Genomic DNA, 12,678 nt, shown 5'->3' with positions numbered 1-12,678 from the left:
CCAACCGCAAACGGGCCCCCGGCCTGCACCCCCCCCCCCCCCCCGCCGCGGGCGGGGGGGGGGGGGGCCCGCCGGCACCGCGCCTCCCGTCCGTCGCCCGATCGCGTCGCGTCAGCGGCGCAGCGTCGCCCGCGCCAGCCGGTTCCCGACGAACTGCCCGAGCTGCACGATCACCACGATCGCCGCCACCGACACGTAGACGATCCACCAGTCGTACCGCTGCGAGCCGTACACGATCGCGTACTCGCCGAGCCCGCCGCCGCCGATGAGCGCCCCCTGCGCGGTCATGTCGACGATGCCCACGAAGATGAACGTGTAGCCGAGGATGAGCGGCCCCACGCCCTCGGGGATGAGCACCGTCAGCAGGATCGACACCGGGTGCGCACCGGATGCCCGCGCGGCCTCGACCACGCCGGGGTCGACCGCGAGCAGGTTCTGCTCGACGATCCGCGACACCGCGAACGACGCCGCGAGCGAGATCGCGAAGGTCACCGCGGGCACGCCGATCGTGGTCTGCACGGCGACGCGCGACAGCGGCGCGATCGCGGCCAGGAAGATCACGAACGGGATCGGCCGGACGATGTTCACGAGGACGTTGACGATCGTGTACACCGCGCGGTTGCCGAGCAGGTTGCCCGGACGGGTCGCGTACAGGACGAGCCCGAGGGCGAGCCCGATGACGCCCGCGAACACGAGGGACACCAGCGTCATCACGAGGGTGTCGCGGATCGCGGCGAAGAACACGTCGGACGTGTCGATCACGCTCTGGAAGCCGTTCACGCCGCCACCTCCTCGTCGACGGTCACCCGTCCGTCGCGCAGGGCTCCGATCGCCCGGTCCACCGCCGCCGGGTCGTCGGCGGTCAACTCGTAGGTGAGCGAGCCGATGCGCCGCTCGCGGATCTCGCCGACCCCGCCGAAGACGAGCTCGGCGCTGACGCCGGCCGCGCGGAAGGCGGCGTCGATCCGGTTCTGCAGCCCGACCTCGTCGGTGATCTGCACCGTGACGAGCCGCCCGTGGTGGTGCTCGCGCAGCCGCGCGAGCTGCTCGGCGGAGGGGCGGTCGTGCAGGGCGGTCCGGACGAACCGCTGCGAGGCGCCCGTCCCCGGGTTGGCGAAGACGTCGTAGACGTCACCGACCTCGACGACGCGGCCCTGCTCCATCACGGCGACCCGGTCGGCGATCTGCCGGACCGCGTCCATCTCGTGCGTGATGACGATGATCGTGACGCCGAGCTCCCGGTTGACGCGGCGGAGGAGCGCGAGGACCTCGGACGTGGTGTCCGGGTCGAGGGCACTCGTCGCCTCGTCGGCGAGCAGCAGCTCGGGGTTCGACGCGAGCGCGCGGGCGATGCCGACGCGCTGCTTCTGGCCGCCGGACAGCTGCTCCGGGTAGGCGTACGCACGGTCGAGCAGACCGACGAAGTCCAGGAGCTCGGCCACGCGACGGTCGCGCTCCTCCTTGCCGACGCCCGCGACCTTGAGCGGGTACGCGACGTTGCCCGCGATCGTGCGCGACCGGAAGAGGTTGAACTGCTGGAAGATCATGCCGATCTTTCGGCGGGCGAGCCGACGGTCCCGCTCGGGGATCGCGGTGAGCTCCTGGCCGCCGACGGTGACGCTGCCCGAGGTGGGCAGCTCGAGGGCGTTGACGAGCCGGACGAGCGTGGACTTGCCGGCACCGGAGTACCCGATGACGCCGAGGACCTCTCCCTGGTGCACGTCCAGGGAGACGTCCTCGACGGCCACCACGGTCTCGCCGGTGTCGGCGCGGCGGTAGTGCTTCGAGACGCCGCGGAGTTCGACGAGGACCGGCACTACTGCTTGGCCGCCTTCGCGTCCTGCTCGACCTCGGCGAGCTCGCTCTGGAGCTTCGTGGCGCTCTCGTCGCGGGCGACCGCCTCGGGCAGGTCCTTCTTGAAGGCCTGCTGCACGGCGCTGTCCTGGAACAGCTCGGCGAGCTTCAGGTAGGTCTCGTTGTCCTTGTCGGCGTTCCGCACGGCGAAGACGTTGACGTAGGGGGCGGCGCTCGCGCTGGCGGGGTCGTCCTGGAAGATGATGTCGCTCGTCGGCAGCTTCGCAGCGGTGGCGAAGTTGTTGTTCACCACGGCGGCGGCGACGGAGCCCTGCTGCAGGGCGTTCGCGGTCTGCGACGCGTCGAGCGGCTGGACGTCGACCTTCGACGACTCGATGTCGGTCGTGGTCGAGAAGGCGTTGCCACCGTCCTTGAGCTCGAGGAGCTTCGCGGACTGCAGGATGAGCAGCGCGCGGGCCTGGTTGATCGAGTCGTTCGGGATCGCGACCTTCGCGTTCGCCGGCAGCTCGCTCGGCTCCTTGTAGTCGGTTGCGTAGAGCGGCAGCGGGTAGACGGCCGTCGAGCCGATCGGCTGCAGGTCGTCGTCCGAGGTGACGTTGTAGTCCGCGAGGTACTGGATGTGCTGGAACTGGTTGATGTCCAGCTGGCCGTCCTTGAGCGCCGGGTTCGGCAGCGAGTAGTCGGAGAAGTTCGTGAGCTTCACCGTGACGCCGAGCTCGTCCTTCGCCAGCTTCGTGTACGTGCTCCAGTAGCCGAGCGACTTGTCGGCGACCCCGATCGTCACGGTCTCCTGCGTGCCACTGCCGGCGGCGCTCCCACCGGACCCGCCCGAGCGGACGGCGGCCACGACGACGGCGACGACGATCGCCACGACGACCACCGTCGCGGCGATGATCCAGCCGACGGGGCGCTTGCCCTTCGGCTTCTGGGGCAGGACGGGTGCTGCGGACATGGGTGCTCCTCGTGGGCCGTGCTGTGGGGTCGCGGTGGTCCGCGGCCTGTCATCGAGTGTGTCGGGCGTCGGCCCCGGGCGACGAGTCCGTTCCGCCGTGTTACATCACGGCGGGTTCTCCACAGCCGCTGACGGGGAAGGTCCGGACGCAGCACGGCTTGGTTGACTCGGACCGTGCGCAGCATCGAACTCGTCCTCGACCCCGACTCCGACGACGCCGTGCGCGCCGCGTGGCAGGCCCTCACCGCGGCGGACCTGCCGAGCCTCGGGCGTTCCGGGACGAACAGTCCGCACGTGACCCTCGCGGCCGGGAACGACCTGCCCGTGCCCGAGGGGTTCGACGTGCCGGTCCCGACGACCCTGCGGCTCGGCGGCGTGCTGCTGTTCCCTGCCGGCCCGGACCGGTCGGTGCTCGTGCGCGCGGTGGTCGTCGACCCGGCGCTCGCCGCGTTCCACGCCGCGGTGCACCGCGGTGCGCCGGGCGCGGTCGAGACGTCCCTGCCCGGCGCGTGGTCGCCGCACCTCACGTTCGCGCGGCGGGTGCGCGACGTCGACCTGCCCGCGGCGGTCGCCGCGCTCCGGTCCGCACCGCTGCCGGAGACCCTGGCGGTCGGCGGGGTGCGCCACTGGGACGGGGAGACGAAGACCGTCACCCCCGTCGCGTGAGCGGCGTCGGCCGGGAGGCCCGGCTCAGGTCCGCAGGACCCGCTCGCCGAACGCGGACGCGAACGTCCGGTCCGGGTCGGCCGCCGCGACGAGCCGGCGGAAGTCCGGCAGCCGCGGCCAGAGCGCCTCGACCGCGTCGGCGTCGAGCGAGCTCATCTTGCCCCAGTGCGGGCGCCCGCCGAACGGGGCGAGCCGTGCCTCCAGGTCGGGCAGCAGCGCCGCGACCGCGTCCGGGTGCTTCTTCCACGTGAACGCGATGCACAGCACGTCCTCGCCCTGCGTCGGGCTGAGCCACGCCGGGTCCGCGGCCATCGTCCGGAGCTCCGAGACGTGCAGGTGCGGCTGGATCCGGTCGGCGAGCCCGCGGACGGCTTCGAGCGCCGCGGCCGCGTGCCGCAGGGGGACGAAGTGCTCGCTCTGCACCTCGGACCCGACGCTCGGCACCGAGTCGATGGGGAAGTGCGGCAGCCGGTCCCACCAGGGGCCCACCGAGCCGTCCCGTGCGGTGTGGTGTCCGTCCGCGGGGCGCCCGGGCAACCGGGGTGCGCCGAGCAGGGCGTCGGGGACGGCGACGTCCTCGGCGCCGTCGGGGACGCGGGACTTCAGCAGGACCTCGCTGACCTCGTCCCCGAAGACGGTGTACGAGCAGACCGAGTAGGCGGCGGCGTGCACGTCGGCGACGTTCGCGACGAAGCGGTCCCAGGGGATCGGGCCGTAGGTGTCCTGGCGCATCCGGTAGGCGGGTTCGACGTCCACCTCGACGCGGGTGACGATGCCGAGCAGCCCGAGGTGCAGGACGGCACCGTCGAAGCCCTCGTCGCCGCGCGCGACCGAGCGTCGCTCACCGTCGCCCCCGAGCACCTCGAGGGACCGCACCGCCGTGCTGAGCGACCCGAGCCGCGTGCCGGAACCGTGCGTCCCGGTGGCGATCGCGCCGCCGATCGAGATGTGCGGGAGCGAACCCGTGTTGTGCAGGGCGACCCCGGCGGCGTCCAGGTCGGGCGCGACGACGCCGTACCGGGTGCCGGCGCCCATCGTCGCGGTGCCGGCGGCGGTGTCGACCACGAGGTCGGTGGGGATGCCGGTCAGGTCGAGCAGCACGCCGGTGGTGTCGGCGACGTCGTTGAACGAGTGCCGGGTGCCGAGGCCGTGCACCCTGCGGGATCGCGCGACGAGCTCCGCGGCCTCGTCGACGGTGCGCGGTCGTACGACCCGTTCCGCCGAGTAGGTGACCGTACCGGACCAGTTCAGCTCAGGCATCGTCGACCGCATGCGGCCCACGATGCCACGTCGTCGACGACGGGGCACCGTGGGCCGCGCGTGGTCGGGCTGTGCCGGTGCGCAGCCCTGCTCGTGGTCTCAGTGCATCGCGGGAGCGCCGGCGGGCGCGCCCTCGGGCGTCGCCGGGCGGCGCACCAGCGACGAGGTCAGGATGCCGAACAGCGAGATGACGGCGCCCACCAGGAACGCGGTCTGCACGCCGGAGGCTGTCGCCGCCGTGACCCCGGCCGCGTCGGCGTCCGCTCCGGCCGTCGCCGCACCGACGGTGAGGAGTGTGACGAACAGCGCGGTCCCGGCCGCGCCGGCGAGCTGCTGGGTGGTGCCGAGCACCGCGCTGCCGTGCGAGTACAGGCGGGGCGGCAGGCCGCCGAGCGCGGCGGTGAACAGCGGCGTGAAGGTCAGCGCGAGGCCGATGCTCAGCACGACGTGGGCACCGAGGACGAACCACACGCTCGTGTCCGTGCCGACGGTGGAGAGTGCCCAGAGCACCGCGCTGATGATGATCGAGCCCGGGACGAGCAGGACCCGCGGGCCGCGGCGGTCGTAGATCCGGCCGACGACGGGGGAGAGCAGCCCCATGATCAGACCGCCCGGCAGCAGCAGGAGCCCGACCTGCAGGACCTCGAGCCCGAGGACGCGCTCGAGGTAGATCGGCAGCAGGATGAGCGTGCCGAACATCGCCATGAAGCTCAGGCCCATCGCCACGATCGGCACCGTGAAGCCCTTGGTGCGGAAGGTGCGGAGGTCGAGCAGGGCGCTGTCGGTGCGCTGCAGGCGCGTCTGGCGCAGGACGAAGACCGCCAGCGCGGCGAAGCCGACGACGAGCGCCAGGACCGGCACGAGCGGCCCGGTCGACCCGGCCTCGCCGAAGCTGGACAGGCCGAAGACGATCCCGCCGAACGCGACGGCGGACAGCACGACGGACAGGACGTCGAGCGGCGCGCGCCGCGGCGTCGTGACGTTGCGGACCTTCAGGGCACCGAGCAGCAGCGCCGCGACGGCGATCGGCAGGACGAAGCCGAACAGCCACCGCCACGAGAACGCGTTGAGGATCAGGCCGGAGATCGTCGGACCGATGGCCGGCGCCACCGAGATGACGATCGAGATGTTGCCCATGATGCGGCCGCGGTGGGCGGGCTCGACGAGGTTGAGCACGGTCGTCATGAGGAGCGGCATCATGATCGCGGTGCCGCTGGCCTGCACGATCCGGCCGACCAGGAGCATGCCGAACCCGGGGGCCAGGAGCGCGACGAGCGTGCCGGCCGAGAAGAGGGCCATGGCCGCGATGAAGACCTGCCGCGTGCTGAAGCGCTGCAGCAGGAAGCCGGTCACGGGGATGACGACCGCCATCGTCAGCAGGAAGCCCGTCGTGAGCCACTGGCCGGTGGCGGCCGAGATGCCGAGGTCCTCCATCAGGCGCGGCAGGGCCACACCCATGATCGTCTCGTTGAGGATGACGACGAACGCCGAGACGAGCAGCAGCCCGATCACGAGTCGGGTCTCGCCGGCGGAGGGCTGCGAGACGCTCCCCGTGCGGGGTGCGGAATCGACGGCCTGGGTCATGCGGGGCTCCTGGTGGATCGGGGTGCAGCTGACGAGGGGCGCGCGTGGCGCAGACAGGGCAACCACCTGAACGGATGCGAGTATTCCGCTTCCGGGTGTCGGGTTCGTGAACGCCCGTCAGCGCAGGATCGCGAACCCGTCGCCGTCCCCGTGCGGGACGACGCTCCGCAGGGCGACGTCGGTGACCTCGGCGGACGGCGGCCCGGTGCGGAGGAACGCCATGAGGGCGTCGACCGCCTCGGACGGACCCTCCGCCTCGACCTCGACCGTCCCGTCGAACAGGTTCCTCGCGTAGCCGACGAGCTCGAGCCCGTCCGCCTTCCGGGCCGTCCAGTACCGGAACCCGACCCCCTGGACCGATCCCGACACCACGGCGTGCACCCTCGTCACCGTCGTCATGTCGCCGATGCTAGGCGTGCTGCTGTCCCCGGAGTTTGCCGTCCTGTTTCGTCCTCGTGAAACCGGTGATAGTGTCGCAGCAACCCGAAGACTTCGGGTCAGCATGACCTGAACACGGGACGAGCTCCGCATGACGACCACCGCCGACGCGCACACCGACGACGGCGCCACCGCCGGGATCCGCGTCGCTGTGTCCACCGTGATCGTCGCCCTCCGCCCGCACCCCGACACCGGCGAGCCCGCGCTCTGGATGCCGCTCGTGCGCCGCGTCGCGGAGCCGTTCGACGGGTCGTGGGCGCTCCCGGGCGGCTGGGTGCGACCGGACGAGGGCCTCGAGGACAGCGCGGCGGCACGCCTCCGGGAGACCACGAACGTCCAGCCGCGCTACCTCGAGCAGCTCTACGCCTTCGGCGACGTCGACCGGTCGCCGTCGCGCGTCGTGTCCGTCGTCTACTGGGCCCTCGTGCACCCGGACGAGGCCGACTCCGTGCCCGACGACTGGAACGTGCGCTGGTTCCTCGCCGACGAGCACCCGCCCCTCGCCTTCGACCACGACCGCATCGTCGCGTACGCCCTCTGGCGCCTGCGCAACAAGGTGTCGTACTCGCGGATCGCCCAGGCGTTCCTCGGCGACCGCTTCACCCTGGCCGAGCTCCGCGGCGTGTACGAGGCGGTGCTCGGGCGAACGCTCGACCCGGCGAACTTCCGGCGGCAGGTCGCTCAGGGCGACGCCGTGCTGCCCACCGACGAGACGACGAGCGGCGGTCGGCACCGACCCGCACGGCTCTACCGCTCGAACCCCGACCTGGCGTACGCCGACAACGGTCCGCTGACGACCCCGCTCCCCGCGGGTTCCCCGACCCGATAGGAACCACCGTGTCCATCGCGACCACCATCGACCGCATCTCGAACGGCCGGGCCGCCGGCAGCACCTGCACGCCCGACCTCGCGATGCCGACCTGGGACGTCGACGCCCGGCCCGGCTACGGCCCGGGCTCGTCGATGTCCGACGTCATCCCGACCACCGCGCCCCGCCAGGGCGTCATCCCCGACGAGTACCGCCGGGCGAGCGACGAGGAGCTGCACGAGCGGATCGAGCGGGCGAAGGCGACGCTCGGCGACCGGGTCGTCGTGCTCGGGCACTTCTACCAGCGCGACGAGGTGGTGCGGCACGCCGACTTCCTCGGCGACTCCTTCCAGCTCGCGAACGCGGCCCTGACGAAGCCCGACGCCGAGACCATCGTGTTCTGCGGCGTCCACTTCATGGCGGAGACGGCCGACATCCTCGCGCGCGACGACCAGCGGGTCGTGCTGCCGAACCTCGCCGCGGGCTGCTCGATGGCCGACATGGCCGACATCGACAGCGTCGAGGCCGCGTGGGCCGAGCTCACCGCGCTCTACGGCACGGAACCCGACGCCGACGGTCGCGTCCCCGTCGTCCCGGTGACGTACATGAACTCCGCCGCCGACCTCAAGGCCTTCTGCGGTCGCAACGGCGGGATCGTGTGCACGTCGTCGAACGCGGCCACCGTGCTCGAGTGGGCGTTCGAGCGGGGCCAGCGGGTCCTCTTCTTCCCCGACCAGCACCTCGGCCGGAACACCGCCAAGGCCATGGGGATCAGCACCGACCGGATGCCGATGTGGAACCCGCGCCTGCCCGGGGGTGGGAACGAGGCCGCCGGGCTGCTCGACGCGCAGGTGATCCTCTGGCACGGCTTCTGCTCGGTCCACCGCCGCTTCACCGTCGACCAGATCGAGCAGGCGCGGCGCGAGCACCCGGGCGTCCGGGTCGTCGTGCACCCGGAGTGCCCGATGGCCGTCGTCGACGCGGCGGACGTCGCCGGCAGCACCGACCTGATCCGGAAGACCGTCGCCGCGGCCACCGAGCCGACGACCTTCGCGATCGGCACCGAGGTCAACATGGTGAACCGGCTCGCCGCCGAGTTCCCGCAGCACACGATCTTCTGCCTCGACCCCGTCGTGTGCCCGTGCTCGACGATGTACCGCATCCACCCGGGCTACCTCGCCTGGGTGCTCGAGGGGCTCGTGCGGGGCGAGGTCCTCAACGAGATCGTCGTGCCGGCCGACGTGCAGGCGGACGCCCGGGTGGCGCTCGAACGCATGCTCGCCGCGAAGCCGCGCGGCTAGGGCCACCGTGCACGTCGTCATCGTCGGGTCCGGCATCGCCGGGCTCACCGCCGCGATCCGCGCGAGCGTCCGCCACGACGTCACCGTGGTGACGAAGGGCCTGCTCGCGGACGGTGCGACCCGGTACGCGCAGGGCGGGGTCGCCGTGGCCCTCGGGGCCGACGACTCGGTCGCGCTGCACGCCGCGGACACGCACGTCGCGGCCGCAGCCTCGGCGGACCGGCGCGCGGTCGACGTCCTGTGCGCCGACGGTCCGGCGCGGGTCCGCGACCTGCTGTCCCTCGGCGTGCCGTTCGACCGCACGGACGACCCCGCGAGCCTGGACCGCCACGGCGACGACCTGGCCCGCGGGCGCGAGGCGGCGCACGGGCGCTGGCGCGTCGTGCACGCCGACGGCGACGCCACCGGGGCCGCGATCGAACGGACGCTCGTCGCCGCGCTCCACCGGCAGCACGTCACCGTCCTCGAGCGCACGTGCCTGACCGACCTGGTCGTCCGCGACGGAGCGGTCGTCGGGGTCGACGTCCTCGACCTGTTCGGCGAGCTGCAGCGCATCGCCGCCGACGCCGTCGTGGTGGCGTCCGGGGGAGCAGGGCACCTGTACCGCGAGACGACCAACCCGCTCGTCGCGACCGGGGACGGCACGGCCGCGGCCTGGCGTGCCGGTGCGCTCGTCGCGGACCTCGAGTTCGTGCAGTTCCACCCGACGCGCCTCGCGGTGCCGGGCGGTGGGCTCGTGTCCGAGGCGGTCCGCGGCGAGGGTGCCGTGCTCCGCGACGCGAGCGGCCGACGGTTCATGACCGCGGTGCACCCCGACGCCGAGCTCGCCCCGCGGGACGTCGTCGCCCGCGGGATCGCGGCCGCCGTGCGCGACCAGGGCGGCGCGCCCGTGCTCCTCGACGCCACCGGGATCGACGCCGACCACCTGGTCGCGCGCTTCCCGGGCCTCACACGCGCCGTCCGCGAAGCGGGCTGGGACTGGACGCGGGAGGGCGTCCCGGTCGCACCCGCCGCGCACTACGCCATGGGCGGGATCGTGACCGACGCCGAGGGACGGACGAGCCTGCCCGGGCTCCTCGCCGTCGGGGAGGCCGCGTGCACCGGCGTCCACGGCGCCAACCGGCTCGCGTCGAACTCCCTGCTCGAGGGACTGGTCTTCGGCGTCCGAGCGGCGGACGCGCTCGGCGCACCGCGTCCGGCCCGCCTGCGCCTGCGCGGTGACGCGGCGCTGCCCGTGCAGCGGGTGCAGGTCGACGCGACGGACGGGGCGGGCGTGCCCCGTGCCTCCCGTCCGGCACACCGTCTGCCGGGAGGCGCGGCGCGCGGCACCGACGACACCGACGTCCGCCGGGTGGTCCAGACCGAGATGACGGAGCGGGTCGGCCTGCTCCGTGACGCCGCGGGACTGGCGGCCGCGCGACGCGCGCTCGAGGCGCTCGTCACGCCCGCTCCGCGCACCGTCCGCGACCACGAGGACCGGGCGCTGCTCGACCTGGCGCGGCTCACCGCCCTGGCCGCCGAGGCACGAACCGAGTCGCGCGGGGCGCACGCCCGCACCGACCACCCCGACACCGAACCGTCGGCGCCGGTCAGCACCGCCTGGGTCCGGGCGCAGCGCCCGGGCGGGCGGGCGCGACGGGCCGCCACCACCACGACCACCCCGCAGGGAGTCCCCGCATGACCAGCACCGCACCCGACACCGTCTCGGCGACCGTCACCACCACCGACCCCGGGACCGTCCCGCCGCACGCCCTGCGCCGGGTCATCGAGACGGCGCTCGAGGAGGACGCGCCCTGGGGTGACGTCACCAGCGAGACGCTCATCCCGGCCGATGCCACCGCGACCGCGGTGCTCGCGGCACGGGAGCCCGGCGTGCTGTCCGGCGGCGGGGTGTTCGCGGCGGTCGTCCAGGCCGTCGACCCGACGGTCCGGACGGAGCTGCACGTCGCCGACGGCACGGCGTTCGCCGCAGGTCAGGTCCTGGCGACGGTGCACGGCTCGGCGCGCTCCGTGCTCCGCGCGGAACGGGTGGCGCTCAACCTCGTCCAGCGACTGTCCGGGATCGCGACCGTGACCGCGCGCCACGTCGACGCCGTGGCCGGCACGGGCGTGCGCATCGCCGACACCCGGAAGACCACGCCGGGGCTCCGCGCCCTGGAGCGCTACGCGGTGCGGTGCGGCGGCGGGCACAACCACCGGAACTCGCTGTCCGACGCGGTTCTCGCCAAGGACAACCACCTGGCGGTCCTGCTCGCAGGCGGGACGGCGATCGGCGACGCGATCACCGAGGCTCGACGTCGACTCGGGCACACGGTGCACCTCGAGGTCGAGGTCGACCGGCTCGACCAGGTCGAGGCAGTGGTCGCCGCCGGCGTCGACACGATCATGCTCGACAACTTCACGCCGGAGCAGCTGGTCGAGGGCGTGCGGCTCGTGGCCGGGCGGGCGCTCGTCGAGGCCTCGGGCGGGGTGTCGCTCGAGACCGTGGGGCGCATCGCCCGGACCGGCGTCGACGTCGTCTCCGTCGGGGCGCTGACGCACTCGGCACGGGCGCTCGACCTCGGGCTCGACGTCCGGGTGGACGCCGCTGCCCCCGTCGACCCCGCCTGACCCGCACGTGTTCTACCTGGACCGTGCCGCTACCACGCCGGTGCGCCGCGAGGTGCTCGAGGCGGCGTGGCCGTACCTGACCGGGGTGTTCGGCAACCCGTCGTCGACCCACGGCGTGGGCGACGCCGCGGCACGCGGGCTCGCCGACGCCCGGGCCGCGGTCGCGGCGTTCCTCGGCTGCCGTCCCGGCGAGGTCGTCTTCACCACCGGCGGCACCGAGGGCGCGAACACCGCCGTGAAGGGCATCGCCCTCGCCGCACCCCGTGGCCGACACGTCGTCACGAGCGCGATCGAGCACGAGGCGGTGCTCGAGAGCTGCCGGTACCTCGAGCGGTACCACGGCTTCAGCGTCACGGTCCTACCGGTCGACCGCGACGGACTCGTCGCGCCGGCGGTGCTGGCGGCCGCACTCCGTGCCGACACCACCCTCGTGTCGATCGCGCACGCCGACAACGAGATCGGGACCGTGCAGGACCTCCCCGCGCTCGCCGCCGTGGCGCACGACGTCGGCGCCCGCTTCCACACCGACGCCGTGCAGAGCGCCCCGTGGCTGCCGATCGGGCTCGACCGGCTCGGCGTCGACGCGCTCTCGTTCTCGGGGCACAAGCTCGGGGCCCCGAAGGGCACGGGCGTGCTCGCGCTCCGCGGCGGGGTCCCGCTCGAGCCGCTCCTGCACGGCGGCGGACAGGAACGGGGGAGGCGGTCCGGCACCGAGGACGTCGCGGGTGCCGTCGCCCTCGCGACCGCGGTGACGCTCGCGGCGACCGAGCGCGACACGGCGTCCGCCCGCGCGACGGCCACCCGGGACGCGATCGTCGACGGGGTCACCGGGACCGTCCCGGGCGCGGTGCTCACCGGCTCGCCCGTACGGCGGCTGCCCGGACACGCGTCGTTCTGCTTCCCGGGGGTGCCCGGGGGTCCGGCGGCGGTGAACGGCGAGACCGTGCTGCTCGAACTCGAACAGCGCGACGTCGTCTCCTCGTCGGGGAGCGCCTGCGCCGCCGGCAGCGCGGAGGCGTCCCACGTCCTCACGGCGATCGGCCTCGACGACGAGACCGCGCGCACCGCGCTCCGGCTCACGTTCGACGCGGAGCTCACGGACGACGACGTCCCGGTCGTCGTCGCCGCGGTCGCGGACGCGGTCCACACCGTCCGAGCGCTCGGCGGGGCGTACTAGACGTTCTACTCCACAGTTGGGGGCGTGTCCCCCCTTCTGCCGACAAGTCGTGTCCGCAAGGATGGGG

12 protein-coding genes are annotated in these 12,678 nt (G+C 73.5%); 6 read left to right on the top strand and 6 right to left on the bottom strand.

All coding sequences use genetic code 11. The annotated features are described in order from the left end of the window. Positions 1–111: 111 nt before the first annotated feature. The 3 genes from AB0N84_RS05120 to AB0N84_RS05110 all read right to left on the bottom strand — a co-directional run bounded on the left by AB0N84_RS05120 (position 112) and on the right by AB0N84_RS05110 (position 2,767). Positions 112–711, bottom strand: a complete 600-nt coding sequence (locus AB0N84_RS05120) for an ABC transporter permease subunit (RefSeq protein ID WP_083263845.1) — start codon at positions 709–711, stop codon at positions 112–114. Between the two features lie 65 nt (positions 712–776). Then, the gene (locus tag AB0N84_RS05115) at positions 777–1,817 is read right to left on the bottom strand and encodes a methionine ABC transporter ATP-binding protein (protein ID WP_069712073.1); all 1,041 of its coding nucleotides are present in this window, start codon (positions 1,815–1,817) and stop codon (positions 777–779) included. Beyond that, positions 1,817–2,767, bottom strand: coding sequence for a MetQ/NlpA family ABC transporter substrate-binding protein (locus AB0N84_RS05110; protein ID WP_363544167.1), 951 nt, complete (start codon positions 2,765–2,767; stop codon positions 1,817–1,819). Before AB0N84_RS05110 ends, AB0N84_RS05115 begins: the two co-directional genes overlap by 1 nt. Positions 2,768–2,941: 174 nt before the next feature. Here AB0N84_RS05110 and AB0N84_RS05105 point away from each other — a divergent pair, with 174 nt between their 5' ends. Beyond that, complete coding sequence (locus AB0N84_RS05105; RefSeq protein ID WP_363544165.1) at positions 2,942–3,433, top strand: 2'-5' RNA ligase family protein; 492 nt, start codon at positions 2,942–2,944, stop codon at positions 3,431–3,433. A gap of 24 nt (positions 3,434–3,457) precedes the next feature. Here AB0N84_RS05105 and AB0N84_RS05100 read toward each other — a convergent pair whose 3' ends face one another. The 3 genes from AB0N84_RS05100 to AB0N84_RS05090 all read right to left on the bottom strand — a co-directional run bounded on the left by AB0N84_RS05100 (position 3,458) and on the right by AB0N84_RS05090 (position 6,676). Continuing rightward, positions 3,458–4,693, bottom strand: a complete 1,236-nt coding sequence (locus AB0N84_RS05100; protein ID WP_363544163.1) for an FAD-binding protein — start codon at positions 4,691–4,693, stop codon at positions 3,458–3,460. A 99-nt stretch (positions 4,694–4,792) separates the two neighbouring features. Further along, positions 4,793–6,277 (bottom strand): MDR family MFS transporter, encoded by a 1,485-nt coding sequence (locus AB0N84_RS05095; protein ID WP_289457281.1) that lies wholly within the window; start codon positions 6,275–6,277, stop codon positions 4,793–4,795. Between the two features lie 117 nt (positions 6,278–6,394). Beyond that, positions 6,395–6,676, bottom strand: a complete 282-nt coding sequence (locus tag AB0N84_RS05090) for an acylphosphatase (RefSeq protein ID WP_182047772.1) — start codon at positions 6,674–6,676, stop codon at positions 6,395–6,397. Between the two features lie 130 nt (positions 6,677–6,806). Between AB0N84_RS05090 and AB0N84_RS05085 the strand changes: the two genes are divergently transcribed. Genes AB0N84_RS05085 through AB0N84_RS05065 form a run of 5 tightly spaced genes read left to right on the top strand, consistent with a single transcriptional unit; the run spans position 6,807 to position 12,611 of the window. After that, on the top strand, positions 6,807–7,544 hold the full coding sequence (locus AB0N84_RS05085) for an NUDIX domain-containing protein (RefSeq protein ID WP_182047774.1): 738 nt from the start codon (positions 6,807–6,809) through the stop codon (positions 7,542–7,544). Positions 7,545–7,552: 8 nt separating this feature from the next. Then, positions 7,553–8,824, top strand: a complete 1,272-nt coding sequence (gene nadA / locus AB0N84_RS05080; RefSeq protein ID WP_363544160.1) for a quinolinate synthase NadA — start codon at positions 7,553–7,555, stop codon at positions 8,822–8,824. A gap of 7 nt (positions 8,825–8,831) precedes the next feature. Continuing rightward, positions 8,832–10,505: an FAD-binding protein gene (locus tag AB0N84_RS05075; protein ID WP_363544158.1), complete on the top strand. Its 1,674-nt coding sequence runs from the start codon at positions 8,832–8,834 to the stop codon at positions 10,503–10,505. Beyond that, positions 10,502–11,434, top strand: a complete 933-nt coding sequence (gene nadC, locus AB0N84_RS05070) for a carboxylating nicotinate-nucleotide diphosphorylase (RefSeq protein WP_363544156.1) — start codon at positions 10,502–10,504, stop codon at positions 11,432–11,434. Before AB0N84_RS05075 ends, nadC begins: the two co-directional genes overlap by 4 nt. Before the next feature lie 7 nt (positions 11,435–11,441). Then, positions 11,442–12,611, top strand: coding sequence for a cysteine desulfurase family protein (locus tag AB0N84_RS05065; RefSeq protein WP_182047780.1), 1,170 nt, complete (start codon positions 11,442–11,444; stop codon positions 12,609–12,611). Positions 12,612–12,678: the final 67 nt, after the last annotated feature.

Source organism: Curtobacterium sp. NPDC089185 (genome assembly GCF_040685235.1).
GTDB lineage: Bacteria > Actinomycetota > Actinomycetes > Actinomycetales > Microbacteriaceae > Curtobacterium > Curtobacterium citri.
Note: the sequence above shows the minus strand (reverse complement) of the source record. Positions and strands in the feature narration are given on the sequence as shown.

Bases quoted from the DNA above. Each gene is read 5' to 3' on its own strand.
- AB0N84_RS05085 (WP_182047774.1), top strand. From the start codon at position 6,807: ATGACGACCACCGCCGACGCGCACACCGACGACGGCGCCACCGCCGGG.
- AB0N84_RS05100 (WP_363544163.1), bottom strand. From the start codon at position 4,693: ATGCCTGAGCTGAACTGGTCCGGTACGGTCACCTACTCGGCGGAACGG.
- AB0N84_RS05090 (WP_182047772.1), bottom strand. From the start codon at position 6,676: ATGACGACGGTGACGAGGGTGCACGCCGTGGTGTCGGGATCGGTCCAG.
- nadC (WP_363544156.1), top strand. From the start codon at position 10,502: ATGACCAGCACCGCACCCGACACCGTCTCGGCGACCGTCACCACCACC.
- AB0N84_RS05120 (WP_083263845.1), bottom strand. From the start codon at position 711: ATGACGCTGGTGTCCCTCGTGTTCGCGGGCGTCATCGGGCTCGCCCTC.
- AB0N84_RS05110 (WP_363544167.1), bottom strand. From the start codon at position 2,767: ATGTCCGCAGCACCCGTCCTGCCCCAGAAGCCGAAGGGCAAGCGCCCC.
- AB0N84_RS05095 (WP_289457281.1), bottom strand. From the start codon at position 6,277: ATGACCCAGGCCGTCGATTCCGCACCCCGCACGGGGAGCGTCTCGCAG.